The 26221-nt window shown below is 65.2% G+C and carries 29 protein-coding genes and 1 riboswitch; of the genes, 21 read left to right on the forward strand and 8 right to left on the reverse strand.

Annotated elements, in window-relative coordinates:
- Positions 1-169 precede the first annotated feature (169 nt).
- From EAV90_RS03055 to EAV90_RS03065, 3 genes are all read left to right on the forward strand, one after another.
- Positions 170-805 (forward strand): hypothetical protein, encoded by a 636-nt coding sequence (locus EAV90_RS03055; protein WP_129142558.1) that lies wholly within the window; start codon positions 170-172, stop codon positions 803-805.
- A 185-nt stretch (positions 806-990) separates the two neighbouring features.
- Positions 991-1944, forward strand: a complete 954-nt coding sequence (locus EAV90_RS03060) for a ribose-phosphate pyrophosphokinase (protein ID WP_162500124.1) — start codon at positions 991-993, stop codon at positions 1942-1944.
- 70 nt (positions 1945-2014) lie between these two features.
- A complete protein-coding gene (locus tag EAV90_RS03065) occupies positions 2015-2482 on the forward strand; it encodes a hypothetical protein (protein ID WP_129142559.1) in 468 nt (155 codons plus the stop codon).
- A 139-nt stretch (positions 2483-2621) separates the two neighbouring features.
- Here EAV90_RS03065 and EAV90_RS03070 read toward each other — a convergent pair whose 3' ends face one another.
- Positions 2622-3182 carry a 6,7-dimethyl-8-ribityllumazine synthase gene (locus EAV90_RS03070; protein ID WP_122406389.1) on the reverse strand — a complete coding sequence of 187 codons (561 nt, stop codon included), beginning with the start codon at positions 3180-3182 and terminating at the stop codon, positions 2622-2624.
- Positions 3183-3259: 77 nt separating this feature from the next.
- Positions 3260-3418: riboswitch (FMN riboswitch) on the reverse strand.
- A 408-nt stretch (positions 3419-3826) separates the two neighbouring features.
- On the opposite strand from EAV90_RS03070, the gene EAV90_RS03075 reads away from it, so the two are divergent.
- Both EAV90_RS03075 and proC read left to right on the forward strand, forming a co-directional pair.
- Positions 3827-4327, forward strand: a complete 501-nt coding sequence (locus EAV90_RS03075; protein ID WP_129142560.1) for a type III secretion system chaperone family protein — start codon at positions 3827-3829, stop codon at positions 4325-4327.
- A gap of 218 nt (positions 4328-4545) precedes the next feature.
- Positions 4546-5370, forward strand: coding sequence for a pyrroline-5-carboxylate reductase (proC, locus tag EAV90_RS03080; RefSeq protein ID WP_129142561.1), 825 nt, complete (start codon positions 4546-4548; stop codon positions 5368-5370).
- A 98-nt stretch (positions 5371-5468) separates the two neighbouring features.
- On the opposite strand, the gene EAV90_RS03085 is transcribed toward proC, so the two are convergent.
- The 4 genes from EAV90_RS03085 to EAV90_RS03100 all read right to left on the reverse strand — a co-directional run bounded on the left by EAV90_RS03085 (position 5469) and on the right by EAV90_RS03100 (position 9173).
- A complete protein-coding gene (locus EAV90_RS03085; protein WP_129142562.1) occupies positions 5469-5873 on the reverse strand; it encodes a thioesterase family protein in 405 nt (134 codons plus the stop codon).
- A gap of 198 nt (positions 5874-6071) precedes the next feature.
- Entirely contained in the window at positions 6072-6320 is a 249-nt protein-coding gene (locus EAV90_RS03090) for a tautomerase family protein (protein WP_122401001.1), read from the reverse strand.
- 55 nt (positions 6321-6375) lie between these two features.
- On the reverse strand, positions 6376-7890 hold the full coding sequence (gene hisS, locus EAV90_RS03095; RefSeq protein ID WP_129142563.1) for a histidine--tRNA ligase: 1515 nt from the start codon (positions 7888-7890) through the stop codon (positions 6376-6378).
- A 200-nt stretch (positions 7891-8090) separates the two neighbouring features.
- Positions 8091-9173: a branched-chain amino acid aminotransferase gene (locus EAV90_RS03100; protein ID WP_129142564.1), complete on the reverse strand. Its 1083-nt coding sequence runs from the start codon at positions 9171-9173 to the stop codon at positions 8091-8093.
- Between the two features lie 339 nt (positions 9174-9512).
- Here EAV90_RS03100 and EAV90_RS03105 point away from each other — a divergent pair, with 339 nt between their 5' ends.
- Genes EAV90_RS03105 through EAV90_RS03115 form a run of 3 tightly spaced genes read left to right on the forward strand, consistent with a single transcriptional unit; the run spans position 9513 to position 12187 of the window.
- Positions 9513-10055 carry a MarR family winged helix-turn-helix transcriptional regulator gene (locus EAV90_RS03105; protein ID WP_129142565.1) on the forward strand — a complete coding sequence of 181 codons (543 nt, stop codon included), beginning with the start codon at positions 9513-9515 and terminating at the stop codon, positions 10053-10055.
- The gene (locus tag EAV90_RS03110; protein ID WP_122400997.1) at positions 10052-10780 is read left to right on the forward strand and encodes a response regulator; all 729 of its coding nucleotides are present in this window, start codon (positions 10052-10054) and stop codon (positions 10778-10780) included. The genes EAV90_RS03105 and EAV90_RS03110 overlap by 4 nt, the downstream gene beginning before the upstream one ends.
- 18 nt (positions 10781-10798) lie before the next feature.
- Positions 10799-12187: an ATP-binding protein gene (locus tag EAV90_RS03115; RefSeq protein WP_129142566.1), complete on the forward strand. Its 1389-nt coding sequence runs from the start codon at positions 10799-10801 to the stop codon at positions 12185-12187.
- A gap of 30 nt (positions 12188-12217) precedes the next feature.
- On the opposite strand, the gene EAV90_RS03120 is transcribed toward EAV90_RS03115, so the two are convergent.
- Both EAV90_RS03120 and EAV90_RS03125 read right to left on the reverse strand, forming a co-directional pair.
- Positions 12218-12748, reverse strand: a complete 531-nt coding sequence (locus EAV90_RS03120; protein WP_129142567.1) for a DUF3617 domain-containing protein — start codon at positions 12746-12748, stop codon at positions 12218-12220.
- 44 nt (positions 12749-12792) lie between these two features.
- Positions 12793-13086 carry a hypothetical protein gene (locus EAV90_RS03125; RefSeq protein ID WP_122400994.1) on the reverse strand — a complete coding sequence of 98 codons (294 nt, stop codon included), beginning with the start codon at positions 13084-13086 and terminating at the stop codon, positions 12793-12795.
- A gap of 184 nt (positions 13087-13270) precedes the next feature.
- Here EAV90_RS03125 and EAV90_RS03130 point away from each other — a divergent pair, with 184 nt between their 5' ends.
- The 4 genes from EAV90_RS03130 to EAV90_RS03145 all read left to right on the forward strand — a co-directional run bounded on the left by EAV90_RS03130 (position 13271) and on the right by EAV90_RS03145 (position 16061).
- A complete protein-coding gene (locus EAV90_RS03130) occupies positions 13271-13732 on the forward strand; it encodes a hypothetical protein (RefSeq protein ID WP_162500122.1) in 462 nt (153 codons plus the stop codon).
- A 119-nt stretch (positions 13733-13851) separates the two neighbouring features.
- Complete coding sequence (locus EAV90_RS03135) at positions 13852-14544, forward strand: ribonuclease T2 family protein (RefSeq protein WP_129142568.1); 693 nt, start codon at positions 13852-13854, stop codon at positions 14542-14544.
- A 188-nt stretch (positions 14545-14732) separates the two neighbouring features.
- Entirely contained in the window at positions 14733-15593 is an 861-nt protein-coding gene (locus EAV90_RS03140) for a 23S rRNA (adenine(2030)-N(6))-methyltransferase RlmJ (protein WP_129142569.1), read from the forward strand.
- Positions 15594-15845: 252 nt separating this feature from the next.
- Positions 15846-16061, forward strand: a complete 216-nt coding sequence (locus tag EAV90_RS03145) for a cold-shock protein (RefSeq protein ID WP_008544396.1) — start codon at positions 15846-15848, stop codon at positions 16059-16061.
- A gap of 171 nt (positions 16062-16232) precedes the next feature.
- Here EAV90_RS03145 and EAV90_RS03150 read toward each other — a convergent pair whose 3' ends face one another.
- The gene (locus tag EAV90_RS03150) at positions 16233-16856 is read right to left on the reverse strand and encodes an outer membrane protein (RefSeq protein WP_164936754.1); all 624 of its coding nucleotides are present in this window, start codon (positions 16854-16856) and stop codon (positions 16233-16235) included.
- A gap of 249 nt (positions 16857-17105) precedes the next feature.
- Here EAV90_RS03150 and uvrC point away from each other — a divergent pair, with 249 nt between their 5' ends.
- The 9 genes from uvrC to EAV90_RS03195 all read left to right on the forward strand — a co-directional run bounded on the left by uvrC (position 17106) and on the right by EAV90_RS03195 (position 26174).
- Positions 17106-19178: an excinuclease ABC subunit UvrC gene (gene uvrC, locus EAV90_RS03155; RefSeq protein ID WP_129142571.1), complete on the forward strand. Its 2073-nt coding sequence runs from the start codon at positions 17106-17108 to the stop codon at positions 19176-19178.
- Between the two features lie 97 nt (positions 19179-19275).
- The gene (gene pgsA / locus EAV90_RS03160; protein WP_122400988.1) at positions 19276-19893 is read left to right on the forward strand and encodes a CDP-diacylglycerol--glycerol-3-phosphate 3-phosphatidyltransferase; all 618 of its coding nucleotides are present in this window, start codon (positions 19276-19278) and stop codon (positions 19891-19893) included.
- Entirely contained in the window at positions 19890-20141 is a 252-nt protein-coding gene (gene moaD, locus EAV90_RS03165) for a molybdopterin converting factor subunit 1 (protein ID WP_122400987.1), read from the forward strand. Before pgsA ends, moaD begins: the two co-directional genes overlap by 4 nt.
- Positions 20142-20339: 198 nt before the next feature.
- Complete coding sequence (locus EAV90_RS03170) at positions 20340-20807, forward strand: molybdenum cofactor biosynthesis protein MoaE (protein WP_129142572.1); 468 nt, start codon at positions 20340-20342, stop codon at positions 20805-20807.
- Entirely contained in the window at positions 20807-21766 is a 960-nt protein-coding gene (gene prmB, locus EAV90_RS03175; protein WP_129142573.1) for a 50S ribosomal protein L3 N(5)-glutamine methyltransferase, read from the forward strand. The genes EAV90_RS03170 and prmB overlap by 1 nt, the downstream gene beginning before the upstream one ends.
- Positions 21767-21853: 87 nt before the next feature.
- On the forward strand, positions 21854-22456 hold the full coding sequence (locus EAV90_RS03180; RefSeq protein WP_122400984.1) for a phage holin family protein: 603 nt from the start codon (positions 21854-21856) through the stop codon (positions 22454-22456).
- Positions 22456-23586, forward strand: a complete 1131-nt coding sequence (locus EAV90_RS03185) for a YihY/virulence factor BrkB family protein (protein WP_122400983.1) — start codon at positions 22456-22458, stop codon at positions 23584-23586. Before EAV90_RS03180 ends, EAV90_RS03185 begins: the two co-directional genes overlap by 1 nt.
- Before the next feature lie 248 nt (positions 23587-23834).
- Positions 23835-25304 (forward strand): EAL domain-containing protein, encoded by a 1470-nt coding sequence (locus tag EAV90_RS03190; protein ID WP_129142574.1) that lies wholly within the window; start codon positions 23835-23837, stop codon positions 25302-25304.
- A 15-nt stretch (positions 25305-25319) separates the two neighbouring features.
- On the forward strand, positions 25320-26174 hold the full coding sequence (locus EAV90_RS03195; RefSeq protein ID WP_122400981.1) for a TIGR01459 family HAD-type hydrolase: 855 nt from the start codon (positions 25320-25322) through the stop codon (positions 26172-26174).
- Positions 26175-26221: the final 47 nt, after the last annotated feature.

Consider the following 26221-nt stretch of genomic DNA (forward strand, 5'->3'; position numbering starts at 1 on the left):
TCTCGTGTCCCGGCTCAGCGCAGCGGCACTACGCGCCGCAGCGCGTCCGGGACACGAGAAGCTTCCATGTGACGCAAACCAGGGTGGCAATACCCCATTTCCTTCGGCCCCCTTTTGTGTCGCCTCCGCCCTAGACGTTAATGCGTTTTAACGATATCGCTGCCCTCCAATGAGGGAAGCGTCATCTTTTCTGCGCCGCGCGGGTTCGCGCGTGCTGGCGGTCATGCTGCTGGCGTCTGCGACCGCACTTGGCGGCTGCGCCGGTGGCGGCGGCAGTGCCGCCAACTCCTATGCAATGGCGCCGAGCACCGGCTCGGGTGCGACGGTGGCGTTCGAATCGATCGACGGGCCGCCGCCGCAAGTGTTCGACCGCATGGTCGGCGTGCTCGACAGCGAATCCAAGCTACGCAGCCTGTCCGTCGTCTCCCGCGAGGGCACGGCCGCCTACCGCGTGCGCAGCTACCTCTCCGCCCAGGTCGTCCGCGGCAGGACCGTGATCGCCTGGGTCTGGGACGTCTATGACGCCAATCAGCAACGGGCACTGCGCCTGTCCGGCGAGGAACCGACCTCGGCCAAGGGTGGTCGCGACGCGACACGTGATGCTTGGGCGGCCGCCGACGACCTGGTACTGCGGAAGATCGCCCAGGCCGGATTCAGCGGACTTTCCAACATGATCAACGGAACGCCGGATGCACCGGGCGCGGCTCCCGGCCTCCGGGGGCCGGCGGTCGCGAGCGTGATCCAGCAGCCGCCAGCGTCGGACATGCCGGCCTCGGCCCTCGGCTATGCCGATGACCCCCGCTAAACCACGGGCTCAAGTCACGGCCAAGCCGTTGGCCCGACTCGGGATTTTCGCAGGGAAAACTGTAGCATCCCGGGTTGCCATTCGAGCCCCCGGCCTGATATTTCCTCGCCCGTCGTAACCGTGCTGCCTGTGGGTATTTTCTGATGTTGAACGTCGTATCCAGCAAAGCGCGGGAGGAAACGTCCATGTCGGCCAAAAACGGCTCCATCAAGCTCGTCGCCGGCAACTCCAACCCGGCTCTCGCCCAGGCGATCGCGCAAGGCCTGGACATGCCGCTGACCAAGGCGGTGGTGCGGCGCTTCGCCGACATGGAGATCTTTGTCGAGGTTCAGGAGAACATCCGCGGCTCGGACGCCTTCATCATCCAGTCGACGTCGTTCCCGGCGAACGACAATCTGATGGAGCTGCTGATCATCACCGACGCGCTGCGCCGCTCCTCGGCGCGCCGCATCACCGCGGTGATCCCTTATTTCGGCTATGCCAGGCAGGACCGCCGTTCCGGCTCGCGCACGCCGATCTCGGCCAAGCTCGTGGCCAATCTGATCACCCATGCCGGTGTCGACCGCGTCATGACGCTCGACCTGCATGCCGGCCAGATCCAGGGCTTCTTCGATATCCCGACCGACAATTTGTTCGCCGCCCCCCTGATGGTGCGCGACATCCGCGAACGTTTCGACCTCGGCAAGGTGATGGTGGTCTCGCCCGACGTCGGCGGCGTGGCCCGCGCCCGTGGCCTTGCCAAGCGCATCAACACCCCGCTCGCGATCGTCGACAAGCGCCGCGAGCGTCCGGGCGAATCCGAAGTCATGAACGTGATCGGCGATGTCTCCGGCTACAGCTGCATCCTGGTCGACGACATCGTCGATTCCGGCGGCACGCTGGTGAACGCGGCCGACGCGCTGATCGCGAAGGGTGCCAAGGACGTCTACGCCTACATCACCCATGGCGTTCTCTCCGGCGGCGCGGCCGCGCGCATCTCCGGCTCGAAGCTGAAGGAGCTGGTGATCACCGATTCGATCCTGCCGACCGAGGCGGTGACCAAGGCGCCGAACATCCGCACCCTGCCGATCGCCAGCCTGATCTCGGATGCGATCGCGCGCACCGCTGCGGAAGAGTCGGTGTCGAGCCTGTTCGACTGATTTTTCGCCCCCTCCCGCTTGCCGAGAGAGGCGAGATTACCCCGCCACCCAGGTTAGCCTGCTCACCAGATTGCCTGCGCCTTCCGCGCCCGCCCCACAGCTCTCCAGCGGCTCGGTGGCGCTGTTCCGCGACGACAATTGGAGCAGCCAGCGCTTCGACCTCAGCACCGGCGATTTCGTGCCGAACCAGCGTCAGCGGCTCCAATCATTCACGTTCGACCAGGCCACCTTCGTCGCGTTCAACCTGCCGGTCGGCACTGTGATGTCGTTGATGGATAACGTGACGTCGGGCCCTGCCGGCAAGACTGTGGCGGACCTCAGCGGCTGCGGCCGCTGCGTCGATCTGGTCGGCACCGGCAAGACCGAGGCTGTCGACCTGCGCGCCGTCAACATGAACGATTGCGTCTCGTCGTTCTTCTGGCCGGAGGTCGACCTCAATCTCGGCGCCATCGAGCTGTTCGACGACGCCGGCAGCTTCGCCAGCAGCACCACGGTGAACATCGATTCAACACCGCTGAGCAATACCAAGGCGGCGTGATCCCATGACAAGTCGGTCGGCCTCCATGGCCGACCGATTTGCTTGTATCTGCACCCTGGTCATTCCAGGGCGCGGCAACAGAGCCCCCGGACTCTCGAGAGTCCGGGTCTCGCTGCAAGAACGCTGACGGCTCTTCGACTTATCCCACGATCCCCGCCGCGACCTGGCCGCGCAGGCGCTCCAGGCCGTGCAACGTCTCGGCGCAGGCTGCCGCGACCTCGACGCCCTTGATCGCAAAATGCTTGCGGAAGAAGTCGTAGTGCACCTCGGTCTCGTGGAATTGCTGCGGCGTCAGCACCGCCGAGAACACCGGCACCTCGGTGCGGAGCTGCACATCCATCAGCGCCTTGATCACGGTGTCCGCGACGAATTCGTGGCGATAGATGCCGCCGTCGACGACGAGACCGGCGGCGACGATCGCGGTGTAGCGCCGCGTCTTGGCGAGGACCTGGGCGTGCAGCGGAATCTCGAACGAGCCCGGCACCTCGAACACGTCGACATGTGTGAGGTGCCGCGCCTCCGCCTCCTTCAGGAAGGCGATGCGGGCCTCCGCGACCACATCGCGGTGCCAGCAGGCCTGCACGAAGGCCACCCGCTGCGGCTTTGCGAAGCGCGGATGCTCCGGCACCGGGTCCTGGGGAACCGGCGGTCGAGTGGGCTGGGACGTTTCGGTTTGGGGATCTTGCAACATCTGATTCATGGCTTTCCTCGGTTTAAGGACCAGAATCAGGGCACACGGAACGACAAACAGCCGCATCTTGCGATGCGTCTGCCACCGACCGTTCTCTTTCATCCGGACTTTGACCGTCGGCTTCGGAGTTGCACCGAATCTGCTGACCCTTCCCTTCGGGATGACCCTCACGGAAGGCGCTCGCGGGCTTGGGCCTTTCGGCCCTTACCGCCGGTGGGGACTTTCACCCCGCCCTGAGAACATCGGCCGCCCGGGATTGAGCGACCTGGCTGGAACTATGCCGCCGGTCGGGGGCAGCAAGCAAGCGTGTTCCGCAGCCCAAAACCGCATGGTCCCATGCTGCAGGGGCGGTGCGCCCCCTCGCACAGCGGAATTAGCGACTGGGGGTTTTCGGGAATCCGATTCCGATTTGTTCTCATTCGTTAACAATTGTGGCCGAGATCAGCTGTGGACGAACGAGTCCTGGCTTGTGGACGGACTCGGGACCCAGTTGCGCAGATTCCGCAAATCACATCAGTTGATCCGCGACAGGCCGCGCCGATCGGAAGGAGATTGCGAAAGCGACTCCCGAGATCGACGACGTTAGGGGAGCGCGCGCCGGACCCAACCGCGTGCGTATCAAAGACAACAAGAAGGCAAGAGGTCGAGACGGCATGTCCCTGCTCGAAGGCACTACCGATTCCAGAAGCCATCCGCTCGCGGTGGTCGAGGATATCGCTGCCAGCAACAACTGGCCGTTCGAACGCTCTGGCGAAGACGAACTCACGATTGTCTCAAAGGGACAATGGACCGATTACCAGCTCTCCTTCACCTGGATGGCCGAGATCGAGGCGCTGCATCTGGCGTGTGCCTTCGACATGAAAATTCCGCTGCCGCGGCGAAGCGAGGTGCAGCGGCTCGTCGCCGCCGTGAACGAGCAGCTGTGGGTCGGCCATTTCGATTTGTGGACCAACACCGGCTTGATCATGCACCGCCAGGCTCTGGTGCTGCCGGGCGGCCTCACCGCCTCGACCGCGCAATGCGAGGCCATGCTCGCCGGCGCCATTCACGCCTGCGAGCGCTACTTCCCGGCGTTCCAGTTCGTGGTGTGGGCCGGCAAGACCACCGCGGAGGCCATGGACGCGGCGATGTTCGACACGGTGGGCGAGGCGTAGGGGTCTTGAGGGAGCCGCCGCCCCCTCCCCGCGTCGTCCCGGACAAGCGCGCCTAAAGCGCGCGCAGATCCGGAGTCCATACCGCGTGATGTCCCTTGTGGCACGCGGCTTGTTGCCAACACCTCCATCCACTAGAACCAGTCGTGGTTATGGGTCCCGGCCCCCCGCGCGCAATTGCGCGCTAGGCCGGGACGACACCGAGCTTGTGGTGATCACCGATGGCAAACAACACCCTCCAAAACATCACCGGCACCATCCTGCTCGCCGGCGCCGGCAAGATGGGCGGCGCGATGCTGACGGGATGGCTCGCGGGCGGACTCGATCCGCGCCGCGTTGCGGTGATCGATCCGCACGTTGCGCCCGAGATCTCCGCGCTGGCCGCCAAGGGCGTCGTGCTCAATCCTGACGCGGCGACCGCGGGCGCGATCGACACGCTGGTCGTCGCGGTGAAGCCGCAGATGTTCCGCGAGGCCGGCGCCAAGCTGAAGCCGTTCGTCTCGGACAAGACCTCGGTGGTCTCGATCATGGCGGGCACCACGATCGCCTCGCTTGAAGAGGTCTGCGGCGGCGCCGTGGTGCGCGCGATGCCGAACACGCCGGCCGCGATCGGCCGCGGCATCACCGTTGCCGTCGCGGCGAAGAACGTCAGCCCCGCGCAGCGCGCGGTGGCTGATGCGCTGCTGCGCGCCACCGGCTCGGTGGAATGGGTCGAGGATGAAGGATTGATGGACGCGGTGACGGCCGTCTCCGGCTCGGGACCGGCCTATGTCTTCCTGCTCGCCGAGGAGCTGGCGCGGGCCGGCGTCGAAGCGGGCTTGCCCGAGGCGCTGGCGACGAAGCTCGCCCGCGAAACCGTCACCGGCTCCGGCGAGCTGCTGCACCGCTCAGAGCTGCCCGCCAGCACGCTGCGCCAGAACGTCACCTCGCCCGGCGGCACCACGGCCGCGGCGCTCGGCGTGCTGATGGGCGAACCGGGGTTGCGCGATCTGATGATCCGCGCCATCGCGGCGGCGACGAAGCGGTCGAAGGAATTGGCGAAATAGAAAAGTGCCGTAAGACGGGCAAAGCGAAAGCGTGCCCACCATTTCGATCGAGATTCGGGAAAGATGATGGGCACGGCGCTCCGCGCCTTTTGCCCGCCCTACGATTTCGAGCCTGCGGCTAGCCGCTTGTTGAACAGCTCGACATTCACGAGCCCGCGGGCGTGGCGGCCCTCGCCAAGCTTGCGCGTGCCCTCGAAGGCCTCGACATCGAAGCGGATGACGCGGCGCTCGACGGCGACCACCTTTGCGGTGGTCCGCACCGTCGCGCCGACGAGCGCAGCGGCAAGATGGCGGATGTCGACCTCGGTGCCGACGGTGACCCAGCCCGGCTGAAGCGCTGAGCGGATCGCATCGCCGGATGTCATCTCCATCTCCAGGATCATCATCGGCGTCGCGTAAACGAAAGGCATGCCGGGCACGAAGTGCCCGACGGTGCGCTCCACTGGCACCACCAGCGTGCGCTCGGCGCTCATGCCAACCTTGATGAAGTCGCGTGCGTCCATGGTGCCTCAAACAAGGTGTCGTCCCGGACAAGCGCGCCTTGAGCGCGCGCCGATCCGGGATCCATAACCACAGAACCTCGTGATTGCAGGGACTCGGAGTTACCGCTTCACCCCACAACCGTTCCCTGGGGCTTGCGTCCCGGATCCGCGCTGACGCTTGTCCGGGACGACCAGCGGAAAATGCCGCGCCAGCCGAAACTACTTCTTTGCGGCCGCCGCGCGCTCCACGAACGTCTTGCCGCCCTTCATCTTGTGGCGGAGCGGGGCTTCGTTGATCTGGATGACGACGGCATCGGCGTCGACGCCGAGATTCTTCACCAGCGCCTGGGTGATGTCGCGCATCATGCCGGCCTTCTGTTCGTCCGTGCGGCCTTCGGCCATGCTGATGGTGATCTCAGGCATTTTTTTCTCCCTTGCGGCCGAACACCGGCCATTGACGGTCGCCATCAAACAAGACGCGGATGCCCGGGACAAGCCCGCGCATGACGCTGCCTGCGAATAGCTAGCCCCAGCTCACGTCATGGCGCGCCAGGATCTCGCGCACCTTGGCGACGATATCCGCCTCGCTGCACGAGAACTGCGCCGGCCTGCTCTCGCGCCATTCCTGATTGGAGGCGATCGCGGCCGCCGCCTTGGCGCCCTCGACCAGATCCTTGATCTGCACCTCGCCACGCGCCTTCTCGTCCGAGCCCTGGATGATGACGCAAGGTGAGTTGCGGCGGTCGCCATATTTGAGCTGGTTGCCCATGTTCTTGGGATTGCCGAGATAGAGCTCGGCGCGGATGCCGGCGGTGCGCAAGCTTGCCACCATCTTCTGGTAGTCGGCGACACGGTCGCGGTCGAACACGGTGACGACGACGGGACCGAACTCGGGCCGCGTGTCGAGCTTGCCGAGCAGCGTCAGCGCCGCCTGCAGCCGCGACACGCCGATCGAGAAACCGGTCGCCGGCACCGGCTCGCCGCGGAAGCGCGAGACGAGGCCGTCATAGCGGCCACCGCCGCCGACCGAGCCGAAGCGTACCGGGCGGCCCTTCTCGTCCTTGGTGTCGAGCAGCAGTTCGACCTCGTAGACGGGACCGGTGTAATATTCGAGACCGCGCACGACGGAGGGATCGATCTTGATGCGATCTGCCCCGTAACCCGACGCCGTCACCAGCTTGGCGATCTCTTCCAGCTCGCTGACACCGGCCTGACCGACTTCGCTCTTGGCGAGATAAGCCTCTGCCGCCGCGATGGCGTCTTTCCAATCTTCGCGCGTCTTGGTGATGGCGAGAACAACGTCAGCCTCCGCCGCGCTCAAATTGGCGCCTTTCGTGAAGTCGCCCTTGCCTTCTTCGCCGCCATCCCATCGTCCAGGACCAAGCAGCTTGCGCACTTCGTCGGCGGAAAACTTGTCCAGCTTGTCGATCGCTCGCAGCACGGTCAGTCGGCGTGCCGCATTTTCCTCACCCGCCAGACCGATGGCTTCCAGAACGCCATCGAGCACCTTGCGATTGTTCACCTTCACCACATACTGGCCACGCGCAATGCCGAGCGCTTCCATCGTGTCCGCCGCCATCATGCAGATCTCGGCATCCGCCGCCGGCGTCGCCGAGCCGACGGTGTCGGCATCGAACTGCATGAACTGGCGGAAGCGGCCGGGGCCGGGCTTCTCGTTGCGGAACACGTAGCCGGCCCGATAGCTGCGATAGGGCTTTGGCAGTGTGTCGAAATTCTCGGCGACATAGCGGGCGAGCGGCGCGGTCAGATCGTAGCGCAGGCTGATCCACTGCTCGTCGTCGTCCTGGAACGAGAACACGCCCTCGTTCGGACGATCCTGATCGGGCAGGAATTTTCCGAGCGCGTCGGTGTACTCCATCGCCGGCGTCTCCACCGGCTCGAAACCGTAGAGCTCGTAGACGGCGCGGATCTTCTCGACCATCTCGCGCGTCGCCCGGATCGCGGCGGGATCGCGATCCTCGAGCCCGCGCGGCAGGCGCGCCTTCAGTTTCTGGGGTTTTTTGGGTTTCTCGGCCATGCGCGGCGTTTACCAGCCGACGCGGGAGGCGGCAACCGTCCTACGGCTGCTCGTGCCAGATGCCAGCCGGCGCTCCCCAGCGCGCCGCCTCTTGGCGGCGTGGTGCGCTGCTGATCCGGGGTCCATTGACGCTGGGATGGGTCCCGGCTCTGCGGCGCACCGCTGAAGAAGTGCTGCGCCGCGTCGGGGACACGAGAATCCTAGAAGACTTTCCGTATCCAGTTGTGCGGATCGTTGGTGCGGCCGTACTGGATGTCGACGAGCTGCTTGCGCAGACCCATGGCGACGGGGCCGGCGGCGCCGCCCGAGATCTCGAAATCGCCGCTCACCGAGCGCACCTTGCCGATCGGCGAGATGACGGCGGCAGTGCCGCAGGCAAACGCTTCCTTCAGCTTGCCTGAGGCCGCATCCTTGCGCCACTGCTCGAGCGAATACGGCTCCTCGCGCACGGTCTTGCCGGCATCGCGTGCCAGCGTGATGATGGAGTCGCGGGTGATGCCGGGCAGGATGGTGCCGAGCGGCGGCGTCGAGAGCGAGCCGTCGTCGAACACGAAGAAGATGTTCATCCCGCCGAGCTCCTCGATATAGCGGCGCTCGACCGCATCGAGAAACACCACCTGATCGCAGCCGTGCTGGATCGCTTCCGCCTGGGCGCGCAGGCTCGCGGCATAATTGCCACCGCACTTGACCGCGCCGGTGCCGCCGATCGCGGCGCGCGTGTAGTTCTCGGAGACCCAGATCGAGACCGGCGCAGGCCCGCCCTTGAAATAGGAGCCGACGGGCGACGCGATCACCGCAAAAATATACTCCGACGACGGCTTGACGCCGAGGAAGGTCTCGCTCGCGATCATGAAGGGGCGCAAATACAGGCTGCCCTCGCCGCCCGGCATCCAGGCGCGGTCGATGCGCACGACCTGCTCGACCGCCTCGATGAAGACATCCTCAGGCAACTGAGCCATTGCCATGCGGTCCGCCGAGTCCTTGAAGCGGCGCGCATTGGCGTCGGGGCGGAACAGGTTCACCCCGCCATCGTCGCGCTTGTAGGCCTTGAGGCCTTCAAAAATTTCCTGGGCGTAGTGCAGGACCGCGCCGGCCGGATCGAGCTGGAAGTTGGCGCGCGCCTCGATCCGCGCTTCGTACCAGCCGCTCTTGGCCTGATTGTAGCGGACGATCGCCATGTGATCGGTGAAAACCCGCCCGAAGCCGGGGTCCACCAGCTTGGCGATACGGTCCTTTTCGGACGTCGGATTGGATGCGGGCTGGATGTCGAATTTCATGCTCATGTCCTTGCCTCCCGCTGCCGGTTGCGGCGCTGTTCTGGCGCCCGCCTGCCCGTTTCGGGCCCGGCTGGCTTGATTGGGTTCTTGGCCGGACCGCCGCCAGCCTTGTTACGGCCGGTTTCCGTGGCCAGCATGTCGCCGAGGACATGCTTTTGCGGAAGGCGGAAGTCCAGTATGTTTTGCCGAAATGCCGCTCGACAATCGCACGGTAGATCTGATCCGGCCGTCGTCGCCTGTCCGGCCCTTTTCGCCGTCCCTGCTTCGACACCGCCCGACGCGAAAACGATCTAAAATTTCGTCCGGGTCGATCGTTTTGTAACATTGAACCCAAGATACGTCAATATGCCTGACATAAATTTCGCAGCCTCTTCTCCTGACGTCGCCGAATCTCGGCCCGCCGCGTCTGATGGAGGCAATTTGCGCTGGGATATCATCGAGCTCTTGTTCTTCGCCTATCGCGACTTCGTCGGCGATCCCGACCAGGAGCTGGAGGCGTTCGGCTTCGGCCGCGCCCACCACCGCGTCATGCATTTCGTCTATCGCTATCCCGGCCTCAAGGTCGCCGACCTCCTCGACGTCCTGCGCATCACAAAGCAGTCGCTCGGCCGGGTGCTCAAGCAGCTCCTGGACGAGGGCTACATCGTGCAGAAGACCGGTGACAATGATCGCCGCCAGCGTCTGCTTTACGCGACACCGAAGGGCGAGGCGCTGGTGCAGAAGCTCGCCGGGCTCCAGACCACGCGGATCACCAGGGCGCTCGCGGAGTTGGCTCCGCAGGACGCCGAGATCGTGAAGCGCTTCCTACGCGCGATGATCGACCGCGACGATCCGGACAAGGTGCTCGAGACGATCTTCGCTTCCGTCAACCACGACGCCAAGGAGTGACCGTGCTCGCTGCCACGCTCGCCCGCCCGCCGGTGCAACCCGCCGACGATGCCCCGCATCTGCTGCTGGTCGATGACGATCGCCGCATCCGCGATCTGCTCTCGCGCTTTCTCGCCAGTGAGGGCTACCGCGTCACCACCGCGGCGAGCGCCGGCGATGCCCGCTCGAAACTGCTGGGCCTGCATTTCGATCTCCTGATCCTCGACGTCATGATGCCCGGCGAGACCGGCTTCGACCTTGCCCGCTTCATCCGGACCTCGTCCTCGGTGCCGATCGTGATGCTGACGGCGCGGCACGAGGCCGAAGCCCGTATCGAGGGCCTCCAGATCGGCGCCGACGATTACGTGGCAAAGCCTTTCGAGCCGCGCGAGCTTGCGCTGCGCATCAACAACATCCTCAAGCGCGCCGCGCCGCCGCCGCAGGCCACGACCGTCGAGAAGATCGCGTTCGGTCCCTACGTCTACCATCTCGATCGCGGCGAGTTGCGCCAGGGCGAGGAGGTCATCCACCTCACCGATCGCGAGCGCGAGATGCTGCGGATTCTCGCGGAGACGCCGGGCGAGACCGTGCCGCGCAGCGCACTGACCGGCAATGGCAGCGTCAACGAGCGCGCCGTCGACGTGCAGATCAACCGCCTCAGGCGCAAGATCGAGACCGATCCCGCCAATCCGCTGTTTTTGCAGGCGGTGCGCGGCATCGGCTACCGCCTGGTTGCCTCGCCATAAATCAGTGAAGCGCGCTAGATGAGCACGATCGATACCGGCCTGACGCTTCTGAAGAGCGCCGCCGGCCGCGTTTCGGCGGCCAATGGCTGGATGGGCAATGCGTTCAAGGGCTGGATGCCGACCGGCCTCTATGCCCGCGCGCTCCTCATCATGATCGTGCCGATGGTGGTGCTGCAATCGGTCGTCGCCTTCGTGTTCATGGAGCGGCACTGGAACACGGTGACGCGCAGATTGTCCGCTGCCGTGGTGCAGGACATCGCCGCGCTGATCGACGTCTACAAGGGCTATCCGCAAGACAAGGACCGCGACCAGATCCGCCGCATCGCGCAACAGCGTCTCGGCCTCGTCGTCGACTTCCTGCCCGCCGGCGACATGCCGCCGCCAGGGCCGAAGCCGTTCTTCTCGCTGCTCGATCAGACGCTGTCGGTGCAGCTCGGCCGCCAGATCGGACGCTCGTTCTGGATCGACACGGTCGGCCGCTCCAACCTGGTCGAAATCCGCATCCAGCTCGACGACGCCGTGATGCGCGTGTTCGCGCAGCGCAGCGCCGCCTATGCCTCGAATTCGGAGATTTTCCTGTTCTGGATGGTCGGCACGTCCTCGATCCTCCTGATCGTCGCTGTGCTGTTCCTGCGCAACCAGATCAAGCCGATCCTGCGCCTTGCCGATGCCGCCGAAAGTTTTGGCAAGGGCCGCGAGGCGCCAAATTTCAGGCCGCGTGGTGCACGCGAGGTGCGGCGCGCGGCGGTCGCCTTCCTCGAGATGAAGTCGCGCATCGAGCGCACGATGGAGCAGCGCACCGCGATGCTCGCCGGCGTCAGCCACGATCTGCGCACCATCCTGACCCGCTTCAAGCTCGAGCTGGCGCTGATCGGCGACAGCCCCGAGCTCGAGGGCATGCGCAAGGATGTCGACGAGATGTCGATGATGCTCGAGGATTACCTCGCGTTTGCCCGCGGCGATTCCGGCGAGCAGTCGCAGCCGACCGACATGGCGCAAGCGCTCGAGGAGTTGCGCAGCGATGCCGAGCGCCATGGCCACACTGCAACCGTGGCCTTCCACGGGTTGCCGGTGGTGACGGTGAAGGCCGCCTCGTTCAAGCGCTGCCTCGCCAACCTCGTCACCAACGCGGCGCGCTACGGCAAGGCGATCGCCATCACAGGCCAGCGCGATCACCGTTATCTCACCGTCACGATCGACGACGACGGCCCAGGCATTCCCGCTCACTTGCGCGAAGAGGTGTTCAAGCCGTTCCTCCGGCTGGACAACGCCCGCAACCAGGACGAAGGCGGCACCGGCCTCGGCCTCGCCATCGCCCGCGACATCGCCCGCTCGCATGGCGGCGACATCACGCTGGGTGACAGCCCGATGGGCGGATTGAGGGCGAGCGTGAGGATTCCGGTGTAGCTCGGGCTACGGTCTCACGACCATCTCACCCTACTTCGGCAGCAGCGCCTTCAGCTTGTCCATGTCGCGCACGTTCATCTTGAAACCGCCTGGCATCACGATGTCGCCGGGCTTTTGCTCCGGCTTGCAGGCTCCCAGCCACTTGGCTTGCAGCGTCGTGGTGTTGTCGCGCCCCGCCGCGCCGGCGACGCCGCCTTGCGCATGCGAGGTCGTCTTCACCGTGTAGGCCGAGTTGAAATCGCCAGTGATCTCGGCATGCGAGGTCGTGCTGACGCCGGCGACGCTGCACTCGGAATCGCTGACATAGCCGGTCGCGGTCTTCCTGATCTCCTGCTTGGCGCAGATCTGCTTGGCCATCGGGGAGACGTTGTTGCTCATCTCCTTGTCGACGGTCTCGTCGGTGCAGTGCTGCATGGTCATCTCGGGCACGGGCGAGCCTGATGTGACCAGCTTCATCTCCCAAAGACCGGCCTTGCGCACCGGCAGGTCATCGGCACTGGCGCTACCTGCCGACAACGCGAGGCAAAGCGTCGAGCCGAGCAAAGCGAGTTTGCGCGTCATGTGGGAAGCTCCCGGCCAACAGATTGCGGCGTTTCGACAACGCCTCAGTAGAGCGTGCGGATCGGCCGATCGGCGGCGCCATAGGGCACCCAGCGGCAGGAGAACGAGATGTAACCGCCCTCATAGGCCTGCACGCCGAGGAATTTCGCGACCTTGCCGTAGCGTGCGCAGTGATCGACCGCGACCTGCCGCGCGTCGACCTGGGTCGCCATCGAATAGGCGATGATGCCGCCGGTGTCGTTGCCCTTGAACGGAGGCACCGGAAGGATATCGGCGCGCGCCGACTGGCTCGCCATCAACCCCAAGGCAAGAAGGCCCGCGGCCGCAATGATTCGCATTCCTGTCACTCCAATTTGTTAGCGGCAGTTTACGGTGCCGGGATGGAAGTGAAAAGAACCGAAGGCCAGTTGGCCGCGACGTCTTGGTCAACTCCTGGCGAAGTGTTGCCGCGCTGCACTTGACCTCCCCCGGCCTTCGCGGCACCGTCCGACCTTCGCAAGACCTCAGCTGTCTGGATTGATCATGCGCGCCCCCTCCTCGAAATCGCTCCGCTTCGCCGCCGTGCTCGGCCTCATGTTCGGGGCACTGTCGCTCGGCGAAGCCAAGGCCGCCAACGGACTTGAGCTGAATTTCTGGCTGAGCGGCCCGCGCTACGACGGCGCCGTTGCCGATTGCGACAAGGCGCTGCCGACGATCGCCACCCAGTTCTGGGAGAAAGAAAGCTCGTTCTGGAATTCCTCCTTGAAGATCACCGGCTTCTCGGCCGTTCGCGAGGTCGCGTTCCGCCCCTGGCAGTCCGATAACATTCCGCGCCGCTATTGCACCGCTGACGCCATGCTCAACGACGGCAAGGTGCGCAGGGTGCATTTCTCGCTCATCGAGGACGGCGGCTTTGCCGGCTACGGCAACGGCGTCGAGTGGTGCGTGGTCGGGCTCGATCGCAATTGGGCCTACAACCCGGCCTGCCGCGCCGCCAAACCCTGATCCGAAGAGCGCCTGATTCGGGCTGATCGGCCGGCGCACGAGAGCGGCTCCAAATTTTGTTCTTGAAATGTTCCAACCGCCTGCTAGGCTGCGTGCACAGTCTAGTTGAGGGCGTCGCCATGTTTCATTCCAGATTGCGTTCGTTGTCCCGTCTGATGATCTCGCTGACCCTTGCTGCCGGGTTGGCAACTCTCGCCGGCGGTGCGAAGGCCCAGGACAAGCGGCAGAACGCGCCCGGCGAATTCGACTTCTATGTGCTTTCGCTGTCATGGTCGCCATCGTTCTGCGAGGAAGCGGCAGAACGCGGCGGCCGGTCACAGATGCAATGCGGCGGACGGCCCTACGCTTTCGTGGTGCATGGGCTGTGGCCGCAATATGAGAACGGCTTTCCGGAATACTGCCAGCGGCCGGCGCCGCGGCTGAATCGCAGCATCGTCTCCTCGATGCTCGACCTGATGCCGGCGCCGGGCCTGATCTTCAACGAATGGGACAAACACGGCACCTGCTCCGGGCTCGAAGGCCGCAGCTATTTCGAGACGATCCGCAAGGCGCGCGCCGCGATCAAGATTCCGCCCGAATATCTCGATCTGTCGCAGGCCAAGACCGTGGCGCCGGCGGAGGTCGAGGAAGCCTTCATCAAGGCCAATCCCGGTCTCAGCAATGCCGCCATCTCGGTCACCTGCAACCGGACCCGGCTCTCCGAGGTCCGCATCTGCCTCAGCAAGGACCTGCAATTCCGCGCCTGCGACGAGATCGAGCGCCGCGCCTGCCGCCGCGACCAGGTGACGATGCCGCCGATCAGGGGCGGGTAGCCCCGCTCTTGTGGCCGGGATTCAGCGCACTACGCCGCGAACCGCGGCGTAGTGCGCTGCTGATCTGAGGCCCAATACGAGAAAGAGCTGGGTCCCGGCTCAGCGGCGCAGCGTTACGCGCTGCACCGCGTCCGGGACATGTGATCGTGCCTCTTTGCTGAAGCGATCACGTAGCGTAGTGCTGTTTCATGAACTACCGCCACGCCTTCCACGCCGGCAGCTTCGCCGATGTCATCAAGCACATCGTGCTGGCGCGCATCCTCACTTACTTGCAGGACAAGCCCGCGGCGTTCCGCGTCATCGACACCCATGCCGGCGCCGGGCTCTACGATCTCGACAGCGACGAGGCGCGCCGCGGCGGCGAATGGCTGACCGGCATTGCGCGGCTGCTGCAGGCGCGCCTGTCGAACGAGACCGCGGCGCTGATCAAGCCCTATCTCGACATCGTCCGCGCCTTCAATCCGAAGGGCGAGCTTAGGGCTTATCCAGGCTCGCCGCTGATTGCGCGCGGCCTGCTCAGACCGCAAGACCGCCTCGTCGCCTGCGAGCTCGAGCCGAAGGCGCGGAAAGCGCTGATCGACGTGCTGCGCCGCGACGAGCAGGCCCGCGTGGTCGATCTCGACGGCTGGGTGGCGCTGCCGGCCTTCGTGCCGCCGAAGGAGCGGCGCGGCCTCGTGCTGATCGACCCGCCGTTCGAAGCCAAGGACGAGTTCGAGCGGCTGGGCGAGGCCTTCGCGGCGGCCTTCGCAAAATGGCCGACCGGTATCTATGTTATTTGGTATCCGGCCAAGAATCGGCGGGCCACCGACACGCTGGCCCAAACGGTCGCGCGGCTCGCAGCTGCAGCAAAGCCGCCGGGGAAATGCCTGCGCCTCGAATTCAGCGTCGCGCCGCAAGCCGACGGCGCCGCCCTCACCTCCACCGGGCTCCTGATCGTCAATCCGCCCTATACGCTGCACGGCGAGCTCAAGACCATCCTGCCCGAGCTGGAAATGCCGCTCGGCCAGGGCGGGGCTGCCAGATTCCGATTGGAGGTGCCGAGACTGTAACACTCCGGCATTCTTGGGAAAAATATGCAGGACCCGTAGTCAATCTGCAAAGAACCGTATTATGCTGTTTCTGTGACTGGCTTTACGTTCCGCTTCCGCGAATGGTTGCGGCGGAGTGAAGGCCCTAAGAAAGATCCCGCCGGACCGATGAGGTCCGTCCAAGGATGGCCAGCTCCCGGGCTCCGTGAGGCCCGGTCATGTCGTGACGTGAGTCTGCGTCGCGGCGGAGGAGCAATGAGGGGGAGTTTCCCGATGGCCATGACGGGAACGGTCAAGTTCTTCAACGGCGAGCGCGGCTACGGCTTCATCAAGCCCGATGACGGCGGTCGCGATGTCTTCGTTCACATCACCGCTGTGGAGCGGGCGGGACTGAAAGACCTTGCCGAAGGACAGCGTATTACTTTCGAAGTCGAACCGGACAAGAAGGGGAAGGGACCGAAAGCGGTCAATTTGGTGATCCTCTCCTAAAGCGCAATGAGATTTGGATGAATCGTCATCGCGCTTTAGCTTGTTGTTTACGCATGATCTTTCCGGAAAACCGCTTCGCACTTTTCCGGATCATGCTTTAGCGAGCCCTGAGTAAAAAAATCCCGGCCGCGAGCGGCCGGGAGGCTGGTCCGGTATTTTCTTCTTTGGATGTCAGAAGTGATAGTTCACGCCTGCGCGGACAACGCTGGCGCTATAGCCGTTTGACACGCCCGTAATGGCGAACTGGCTCGTCGACAGATCGATGTAGAGATATTCGAGCTTGGCGCTCCAGTTCGGCGCGAGGCCGACTTCCGCGCCAGCACCGATGGTCCAGCCCGCGGTGGTGTGCGACTCCGTCCAGCCAAAGGTCTGCCCACGCAGCTCGCCGAAAACGAGACCGGCGGTGCCGTAGAACAGCACATTGCTGAACGCATAGCCGGCGCGGCCGCGCAGGGTGCCGAACCACGGATTGGAGAATTTCCACGGCGCAAAGGTATCGTCGGCACCGCTCGCCTGGATGTCGCCTTCGACACCGAACACCCACGGGCCGTTCTGGAAATTGTAGCCGGCTTGGACACCGCCGACGAAGCCCGACGGCTTCGTCGGGTTGTTGTCGACCGAGCCCCACTCATAGCCGATGTTGCCCCCGAGATAGGGACCTGCCCAGCTATAGGCATTGAGCGGCTGATTGACGGTATAGGGCGCACGCTGCCCGTAATTGAGATCGGCGGCCTCTGCCGAAGCTGTCCAGCCGGCGGCAACCAACGCGGCTGCGCCCACAACGAACCTCTTCATCACTCACTCCAACGCAACTGTCGCAACCCCTCGCGATGTCCGCGCCGCCGCGCCGACACCGTCGCATGGTTACGGAACCAAGAACTTTTCGCGCAGGATTTATCGAGAGTTTTAAGTTAAAGGGCTGTTAAGTCGGGTTACCGCCCGCTTAACAGACTTAAGGAAGCGTTACCGGGAACTGGCCGCCATCCTGTGCGTGCAGCAAGGCCGGAACTTCAAATCGGCCCCCCCAGCACCTAAATTCGCCCCATGGTTCACGATTCCTCCGACAATCCGGACGACCGCGCGCGTAAGTCGCCGCGCCCTGGTGCGACCGACGCGCCGCCCGAGCGCCTGGCAGCGCCGGACGTCGATCCCGCGGCAGCGGGCGGCGACGACGAGGACGATGCGCTGCTGCCGGATATCCTGGAAGAGAGCGGCGCGGTTGGCGAAGGCCCGCTGGCGACCGGTCATGAGGCGATCGAGCGCGCGGTTCGGCTCGCACCCACCTCGCCCGGCGTCTATCGCATGCTCAATGCGAACGCCGACGTGCTCTATGTCGGCAAGGCCAAGAACGTCAAAAAGCGACTGTCCAGCTATGCGCGCCAGAGTGCGCCGCTGCCGGCCCGCATCCTGCGCATGATCGCGGCCACCGTGACCGTGGAGATCGTCTCGACCAACACCGAGACCGAGGCCCTGCTGCTGGAAGCCAACCTCATCAAGCAGCTGCGGCCGCGCTTCAACGTGCAGCTGCGCGACGACAAGTCGTTCCCCTATATCCTGATCACCGGCGACCATTGGGCGCCGCAGATCCTGAAACATCGCGGCGCACAGACCCGGCCCGGCCGCTATTTCGGCCCGTTCGCCTCCGCCGGCGCGGTCAACCGCACCATCACGGCGCTGCAGCGCGCGTTCCTGATCCGCTCCTGCACCGATTCCTTCTTCGAGAGCCGCACCCGCCCCTGCCTGCTGTATCAGATCCGCCGCTGCGCCGGTCCGTGCACCCGCGAGATCGATTTCGGCGGTTATTCGACGCTGGTGCGCGAGGCCAGCGACTTTCTTTCCGGCAAGAGCCATGCGGTGAAGCAGGAGCTCGCCGGCGAGATGGAGAAGGCGGCCAGCGAGCTCGAATTCGAGCGCGCCGCACTCTACCGCGACCGCCTCGCCGCACTGTCGGCGATCCAGTCGCAGCAGGGCATCAATCCGCGCACGGTGGAGGAAGCCGACGTGTTCGCCATCCACCAGGAGGGCGGCTTCTCCTGCGTCGAGGTGTTCTTCTTCCGCACCGGCCAGAACTGGGGCAACCGCGCCTATTTTCCGCGCGCGGAAAAGAGCTTTACGCCGGAAGAGGTGCTCGGCTCGTTGCTCGCCCAGTTCTACGATGACAAGCCGCCGCCGAGGAACATCCTGCTCTCGCACGAGATCGAGGAATGCGAGCTGCTCGCCAATGCGCTCTCGATCAAGGCCGGCCACAAGGTCGAGATCACTGCGCCCAAGCGCGGCGAGAAGAAGGAGCTGGTCACTCACGCGCTGACCAATGCGCGCGAGGCGCTCGGCCGCAAGCTCGCGGACACCGCAACGCAAAGCCGCCTGCTCGAGGCCATGGCCGCGACGCTGAACCTGCCGCATGCGCCCAAGCGTATCGAGGTCTATGACAACAGCCATATCCAGGGCACCAATGCGGTCGGCGCCATGATCGTCGCCGGCCCCGACGGCTTCGTGAAGAACCAGTACCGCAAGTTCAACATCAAGTCGGAAGGGCTGACGCCCGGCGACGACTACGCCATGATGCGCGAGGTGCTCGAGCGCCGCTTCAAGCGCCTGATCAATCCCCCCGAGGACGGTGCAGCCAGGGAAAACGACAAGGCCAAGGACGACGATTTCCCGCAATGGCCCGACCTCGTCATCATCGACGGCGGCCGCGGCCAGCTCAACGCCGTTCGCGAGATCTTTGCAAATCTCGGCCTGACCCAGGTGTCGCTGATGTCCGTCGCCAAGGGGCCGGACCGGGATGCCGGCCGCGAGACCCTGTTCATGCCGGAACGCGAGGCCATCAAACTCGAGCCGCGCGATCCCGTGCTCTATTTCATCCAGCGCCTGCGCGACGAGGCCCACCGCTTCGTCATCGGTTCGCACCGCAAGCTGCGCAAGAAGGACATCCGCGAGGCCGGCTTGCAGGAGATTCCGGGCATCGGCCCGTCACGCAAACGTGCCTTGCTGCACCATTTCGGAACCCTGAAGGAGATCGAACGGGCCTCAATCGCCGATCTCGGCAAGGTTCCGGGGGTGAGCGCCGAGAGCGCCCGCAGGATTTTCGAATATTTCCATCCTCAGCCGGGATGAACTAAAGGGGGGCCGCGGTCATATGGTCGTTGCATCCCGCGCCCATCTGGGGAGCGGAACGGTTGACCTTGGGGCCCGAGCGGTATTGGTAGGACGGATGAACATCGCCACGACACGAGGGACGACCAGCCGCGCGATGTCCCTCCCCAACATCCTGACCTATGGCCGGATCGCCGCGATCCCGGTCGTGGTCGGATGCATCTATGCGCAGTCGATTCTGGATCAGCCGCTCTGGCTGCGCTGGCTCGCCGTCGCCCTTTTCATCGCGGCCGGGGTGACTGATTACCTCGACGGCTATTATGCGCGGATCTGGAATCAGCAATCGGCGTTCGGCCGGATGCTCGACCCGATCGCCGACAAGCTGCTGGTTGCCTCCTGCCTGCTGATGCTGGCCGCGGACGGCATCATCCACGGCTGGTCGCTGTGGGCCGCCATCGTGATCCTGTGCCGCGAGATCCTGGTCTCGGGCCTGCGCGAATACCTCGCCGCGCTGCGCGTCAGCGTGCCCGTGACCAAGCTCGCCAAATGGAAGACCACGGTCCAGCTCGTCGCCATCGGCTTCCTGCTCGCTGGTCCAGCCGGGGACGAGGTGGTGCCGGTCGTCTCGATGATCGGACTGGCGCTGCTGTGGGCTTCTGCGATCCTCACCATGTACACCGGCTACGACTATTTCCGCGCCGGCATCCATCACCTCATCAAGGAGGACGAGGGATGAAGGTGAAGTATTTCGCCTGGGTGCGCGAACGCGTCGGCAAGGCCGAAGAGACGATCGAGCCGCCGGGAAGCGTGCGCACCGTCGAGGAGCTGATCGCCTGGCTCTCCGGCCAAAGCGAGGCCCATGCGTATGCATTCGAGAAGCCGAAGGTGATCCGCGCCGCGATCGACCGCGCCCACGTCAAATCAGACGCCGTGATCGCCGGCGCCGGCGAGATCGCGTTCTTCCCGCCGATGACCGGCGGCTAGGCCGATGTCCTGGAACAGACCAGCGTGCGGCGCCGCCTCACCTCTCAACGGGGAGAGGTCGGATCGCTCGCGGCGATGCAAAGCATCGTCCGGCGCGATCCGGGTGATGGGACAGAGGTCTCACGAGAGGGCGTATCCCCTCACCCGCGCCTTCGGCGCGACCTCTCCCGATGGGAGAGGTGTCGAAGCGGCACGATCATGACCTGTCCCGTCACCATCCGCATCCAGGAGGACGATTTCGACATCGCGCGCGAGATCGCGGTCCTGACCAAGAGCCGCACCGACATCGGCGCGGTCGTGAGCTTCTCCGGCATTTGCCGCGCCGACGAGGAGAGCGCGAAGATCGCCGCGCTCACGCTCGAACATTATCCGGGCATGGCGGAAGAGGAGATCAAGCGCCATGTCGAGGAGGCGACCTCGCGTTGGCCGCTGAATGGCGTCACGGTGATTCACCGCGTCGGCCGCCTTATGCCCGGCCAGAACATCGTGCTGGTGCTGACCGCCTCGCAGCACCGCCAGGCCGCATTCCAGGCGGCCGAGTTCCTGATGGACTATCTCAAGACCAGTGCACCGTTCTGGAAGAAAGAAGAGAGCGCCACCGGCACCGGCTGGGTCGAGGCCCACGCCCGTGACGACGAGGCCGCCGCGCGCTGGACGAAATCCTGATGGCAAAAACTGCAAGAAAGACCGCGCGCGGCCGCGCGGCGCCGAAGTTTGCAAAGGTGGGGCCCGGCGAGCTTGTCACGCTGCTCGACTTCGTCCGCTATGCGGTGAGCCGCTTCGTCGAAGCCAGGCTCGCCTTTGCCCACGGCACCATCGACCCGGTCGCGGAAGCCGCCTTCCTGATCTGCGAGGCGCTGCATCTCAATCCCGAACAATTCGATATCTTCGCCAACGCGCGCGTCACCGCAGCGGAAGGCAAGGCCATCATCGATCTGATTCATAAGCGCGTCACAACGCGCAAACCGGCCGCCTATCTCGTCAACAAGATCTATATGCGCGGCCTGCCCTTCTATGTCGACGAGCGCGTCATCGTTCCGCGCTCGTTCATCGGCGAGCTGCTGGATTCGCATTTCGGCGGCGACGGCGATGCCGGCTCGTTGATCGATGATCCAACGGCCGTGGCGCGCGTGCTCGATCTCTGCACGGGATCGGGATGCCTTGCGATCCTCGCCGCGCATCATTTCCCGAACGCCACCGTCGATGCCGTCGATATCTCCAAGGGTGCGCTTGAAGTCGCCGCCCGCAATGTCGGCGAATACGGGCTGGCGGACCGGATCAGCCTCCATCGCGGCGACCTTTTCGCCCCGCTCGGCGGCAACAGATACGACCTGATCATCACCAACCCGCCTTACGTCGATGCCGAGGGCATGGCGGCGCTGCCGCCCGAGTGCCGGGCCGAACCAAAGCTCGCCTTCGACGGCGGCGCCGACGGTCTCGACGTGGTGCGCCGCATCCTGCGCGATGCGCCCGATCACCTGACGCCGGACGGCGGGCTGATCTGCGAGATCGGGCGCGGCCGCGAGCTGGTCGACGAGGCCTTTCCGGACTTGCCGCTGCTCTGGCTCGACACCGAAGATTCCGAGGGCGAGGTGTTCTGGATCGCAGCCGCCGATCTCGGCTGAGCCTTTGCGACGCGCGCGCTTCGGAACAAGTCAAATAGCGCCACGTTCATCCTCCGATGCATTTTTTCGCTCTCGGAGGATGTCCGCATGCTCGCGCCATCGGGCGAATTGCTGCGCGCCGGCGTGGCGCTCAAGCTCAACCACCTCAAACGCGCCGCTCAATCCTATCTGCGTGACCAGACCAGCCAGGCAACGGGCAAGGTGACATCTTACGCCGTGGCCGGCGGACTGTTCGCAGCCGCGGGCCTGTTCGTTGTCGCGGCACTTTTCGTCGGGCTGATCGCCCTGTACCGCTGGATCGCCATCAGTTACGGGCAATTCTGGGGTTTTGGCGCGGTCGGCGCAGTGCTGCTGGTGTTGGCTGCGGTCTGTGCCGGGGTGGCGATGGCGCAGATGAGGCGCAAGCCCAAGCCGATCGTGCCGCTTGCGAGCCGCCTGCGCGTGGCGGTCGCGACGCCGCGGATCCCGCGCGGAACGGTCAAGCAGGCGGTGAAGGAGGTCGCAACGACAATTCCCCTCGCACCGCTCGCGCCGGGCGAACGCGGTCACGGCGGCAAACATTACGGCAACAGCACCTGGCCGGTCCGCGCCAACCGCCCCGTGCAACTTGGCCTGATGCTCGCGGCCGTCGGTCTGGTCGGACTGACGGCCGCCCGGAGGCGGCGCCACAGGCACAGTCTGGGGGCATGATGCTGGCGCGGCGCTCCGAACCGATCGACTCCTGGCTGCTGGTGGCGGCGACGGCGGTCTTCGTGCTGACGGCGGAGCGCTACTTTCAGGATTCTGGCCTGATCCGGTTGGGGCCTCCGCAGGACCACCGCAAAGCCGAAGCGAACTCACCGGAAACGAGCCCGGCGAGCGCCGCCGTGCAGCCCGGCCGTGGCCGCCGGGCGAAAAGTCCATTCGACATCCCTTGGTCGGGCTGGAAGGACATTTTCTGGCGGACCTATCAGCGTATCGACGAGGATCGCCTGCTCGCGACGGCGGGCGGCGTCGTCTTCTTCGGGCTGCTCGCGATCTTCCCCGCAGTCACGGCGGTCGTCTCTTCCTATGGCCTGTTCGCCGATCCCGCCACGATCAGCGCCAACCTCCAGAAGCTGGCGATGATGCTGCCCCAGGGCACGTTCGAGATCGTCGAGGAGCAGGTCGGGCGCGTGGTCTCGAAGGGCAACACGGCGCTGGGGGCCACATTCCTGTTCGGCTTTGTGCTTGCGATCTGGAGCGCCAATGCCGGGGTCAAGGCGATCTTCGACGCCCTCAATGTCGCCTATGAGGAACGCGAGAAGCGCAGCTTCATCCGCCTGAACATGGTCTCGCTGGCCTTCACCGTCGGCGGCATCGTGGCACTGCTGCTGATGGTGGGGGCCGTCGTCGCCTTCCCGCTAGCGCTCAATCATCTCGGCATGGCGCCCGAAAGCAAATTGATCGTGGCGTTGGCCCGATGGCCGCTGCTGTTCCTGATCCTGCTCGTGGCGCTCGCCATCCTCTACCGCTTCGCCCCGAGCCGCGACGCCCCGCGATGGCAATGGCTCAGCCTTGGGGCGGTGACGGCGGCCATCCTCTGGATCGCCGGCTCGGCCCTGCTCTCCTGGTACCTCTCGGAATTCGCCAATTACAATGCGACCTACGGCTCTCTGGGCGCTGCGATCGGCCTGATGATGTGGATGTGGATGTCGGCGATCGTCATCATGTTCGGCGCCGAGTTGAACTCGGAGATCGAACGGCAGACGCTGCGCGACACCACCACCGGACGGCCGAAGCCGCTCGGCAGCCGCGAAGCCGTCTCGGCCGACACGGTCGGCGCCCCCGCGCCATTTTGAGCGGGGGCGATCAGCCCGGAGCTTGGCCCGACCGCGTCTCGGGCGCGATGAGCGTGATCGCGGGTCCAGATATACCGATAGAAGCCTTTCGGCGGCGGACCGACCGGACTGTGAGACGGTCGCTATCCCCTCGAATCAACAATGATGTTAGCTTCATGCGTGCTTCGGGGAGCATGAGGCGTGACGGGTTCGGACGCGGCCCGTGTTTTCCCGGGTGAAGCAGTCAGCTCTTGAGGCGAACGCGCGGCATGATTCGCATTTCGACGATCTTCATCGCCATCTGCATGGTCCTGGTCGCGGCCTCGCTCGGGCTCGTGCTCTATTCGGTCGCCGGCATCAGCGGAACGGAATCGGCGATCGTGGCGCTGACCGCGCTGACCTTCCTGATCCTCTACAACGCGGTGTCGATGCGGCTGCGCGACCGCAGCGACGTCGGCGGCCAGATTGCCGACCTCTCGCGGGGCACTGCCGACCTCGCCCGGCAGGTGGCCGAGTTCGGCCGCCGGCTTGCAGCGCTCGAGGGCCGCATCGCCTCGTCCAATTCGACCAATTCCGACCGCGTCCAGTCGGTCATCGGCGAGATCAACGAACTGGGCGGATTGGTCAGGCAGCTCGCCACCACCGTGGCTGCCCATGAGGATCTGCTGGCCGGCAACGCGCCGGCTCCCGCCCCGGTCACGAGGCCCGAGCCGGAGATGCCGGTCGATTTGGCCGCTCCCCACGAGGAGGAGAAGCCGGTCGCCCCTCCTCCGCTTTCCGTGCCGCCGCGGCCGGCGCCGGCGATTCAGGCCCAAACCGCCAACCCGGTTCAGAGCGGCAATGGACGCAATCAGACCCAGTTGTTGGCGACGCTGCGCAATGCGATCGACGAGAACCGCATCGACATCTTCCTGCAGCCGATGGTAACGCTGCCGCAGCGCAAGGTGCGGTTCTACGAGGCGGTGACGCGCCTGCGCGACGAGCGCGACCAGCTGATCGCCGCCGAGGAGTTCATCAGCATCGCCGAAGCCTCCGGGCTGATCGGGCGCATCGACAACATGGTGATGCTGCGCTGCGTGCAGGTGCTGCGGCGCCTGATGGTGCGCAACAAGGACGTCGGCGTGTTCTGTAACGTGGCGGCCTCCACGCTCGGCAATTCCACCACCTTCACGCAATGCCTCGACTTCCTCGAAGCCAACCGCGCGCTCGCGCCCTCACTGGTGCTGGAGTTCAAGCAGTCGACGTTCCGCCATCTCGGCCCGGCCGAGACCGAGAACCTCGCCGCGCTCGCTCAGCGCGGCTTCCGCTTCTCGATCGACCATGTCACGGATCTCAGGATCGAGCCGCGCGAGCTGGCCGATCGCGGGGTACGCTTCATCAAGGTGCCGGCCGCGCTGCTGCTCGATCCCAGGCAGGCCTCGACCTCCGACATCCATCCGTCCGACCTCTCGGACCTGCTCGGCCGCTTCGGCATCGACCTGATCGCCGAGCGGATCGAGGGCGAGCGCGCCGTGGTCGATCTGCTCGACTACGACGTGCGGTTCGGCCAGGGCTTCCTGTTCGCGCCGCCCCGGCCATTGCGGCCGGAGGGGGCATCTGCTACCGCCGGGGCGCCGCCGAACCAGGCGAAAGACATTCAGGGACCTCATGGCTCCGGCACACAAAGCTCAGGCGCAACGTCTTCTGCGCCTCCACCACAACGCATCACCGGCAACGCGGCGCTCGCGCGCCGCATCTGATCGGCCGCGCGCATCATGACCACGCTGCATTTTGCCGAAGGCCTGCGCGAGCTCGTGGGCGGCGTTGACGTTGTGCTCAGCGACATCTGGGGCGTGGTCCATAACGGGCTGGAATCCTTCCCCGAAGCCTGCGAGGCGCTGCACACCTGTCGCAGCCGCGGCGGTACGGTGATCCTGATCACCAACGCGCCGCGCCCGGCCGATTCCGTGCAGCGGCAATTGCGCAAGCTCGGCGTCCCGGATGAGACCTATGACGCGATCGTATCTTCAGGCGACCTGACCCGGCTCTATGTGGCCGAGCATCCCGGCCGCAAGATGTTCTGGCTCGGTCCCGAGCGCGACAATTCGATCTATCGCGGCCTCGATGCGATGACCGCGCCGCTCGAGGAAGCCGATTACATCGTCTGCACCGGTCTCTATGACGACGAGACCGAAACGGCGGAAGACTATCGCGGCATGATGCTGAAGGCGCGCGAGCGCAAGCTGACGCTGGTCTGCGCCAACCCCGACATCGTGGTGGAACGCGGCGACCGGCTGATCTATTGCGCCGGCGCCATCGCGGAGCTCTACCGCGAGCTCGGCGGCGAGGTGATCTTCTACGGCAAGCCGCACCGCCCGATCTACGAGCGCGCCATGGCGCTCGCCGGCGAGCGGCAGGGCCATCAGATCGATCGCAAAAAGGTGCTGGCGATCGGCGATTCCGTCCGCACCGATCTCACCGGCGCGCGCGAATTCGGCATCGACTGCCTGTTCGTGACCCGCGGCATCCATGCCGAGGAGTTCGAGGGTCTCGACCAGCTCGACCCGAATTCGGTGATGGAATTGTTCGGCCACCCGCCGAAGGCGCTGATGCGCGAATTGAAGTGGTAGAAAATATCGTGCCCCGGACGCAGCTCGAAGCGCTGCAGAGCCGGGGC

Origin of the sequence: Bradyrhizobium vignae (assembly GCF_004114425.1) — a bacterium.
Lineage (GTDB): Bacteria > Pseudomonadota > Alphaproteobacteria > Rhizobiales > Xanthobacteraceae > Bradyrhizobium > Bradyrhizobium vignae.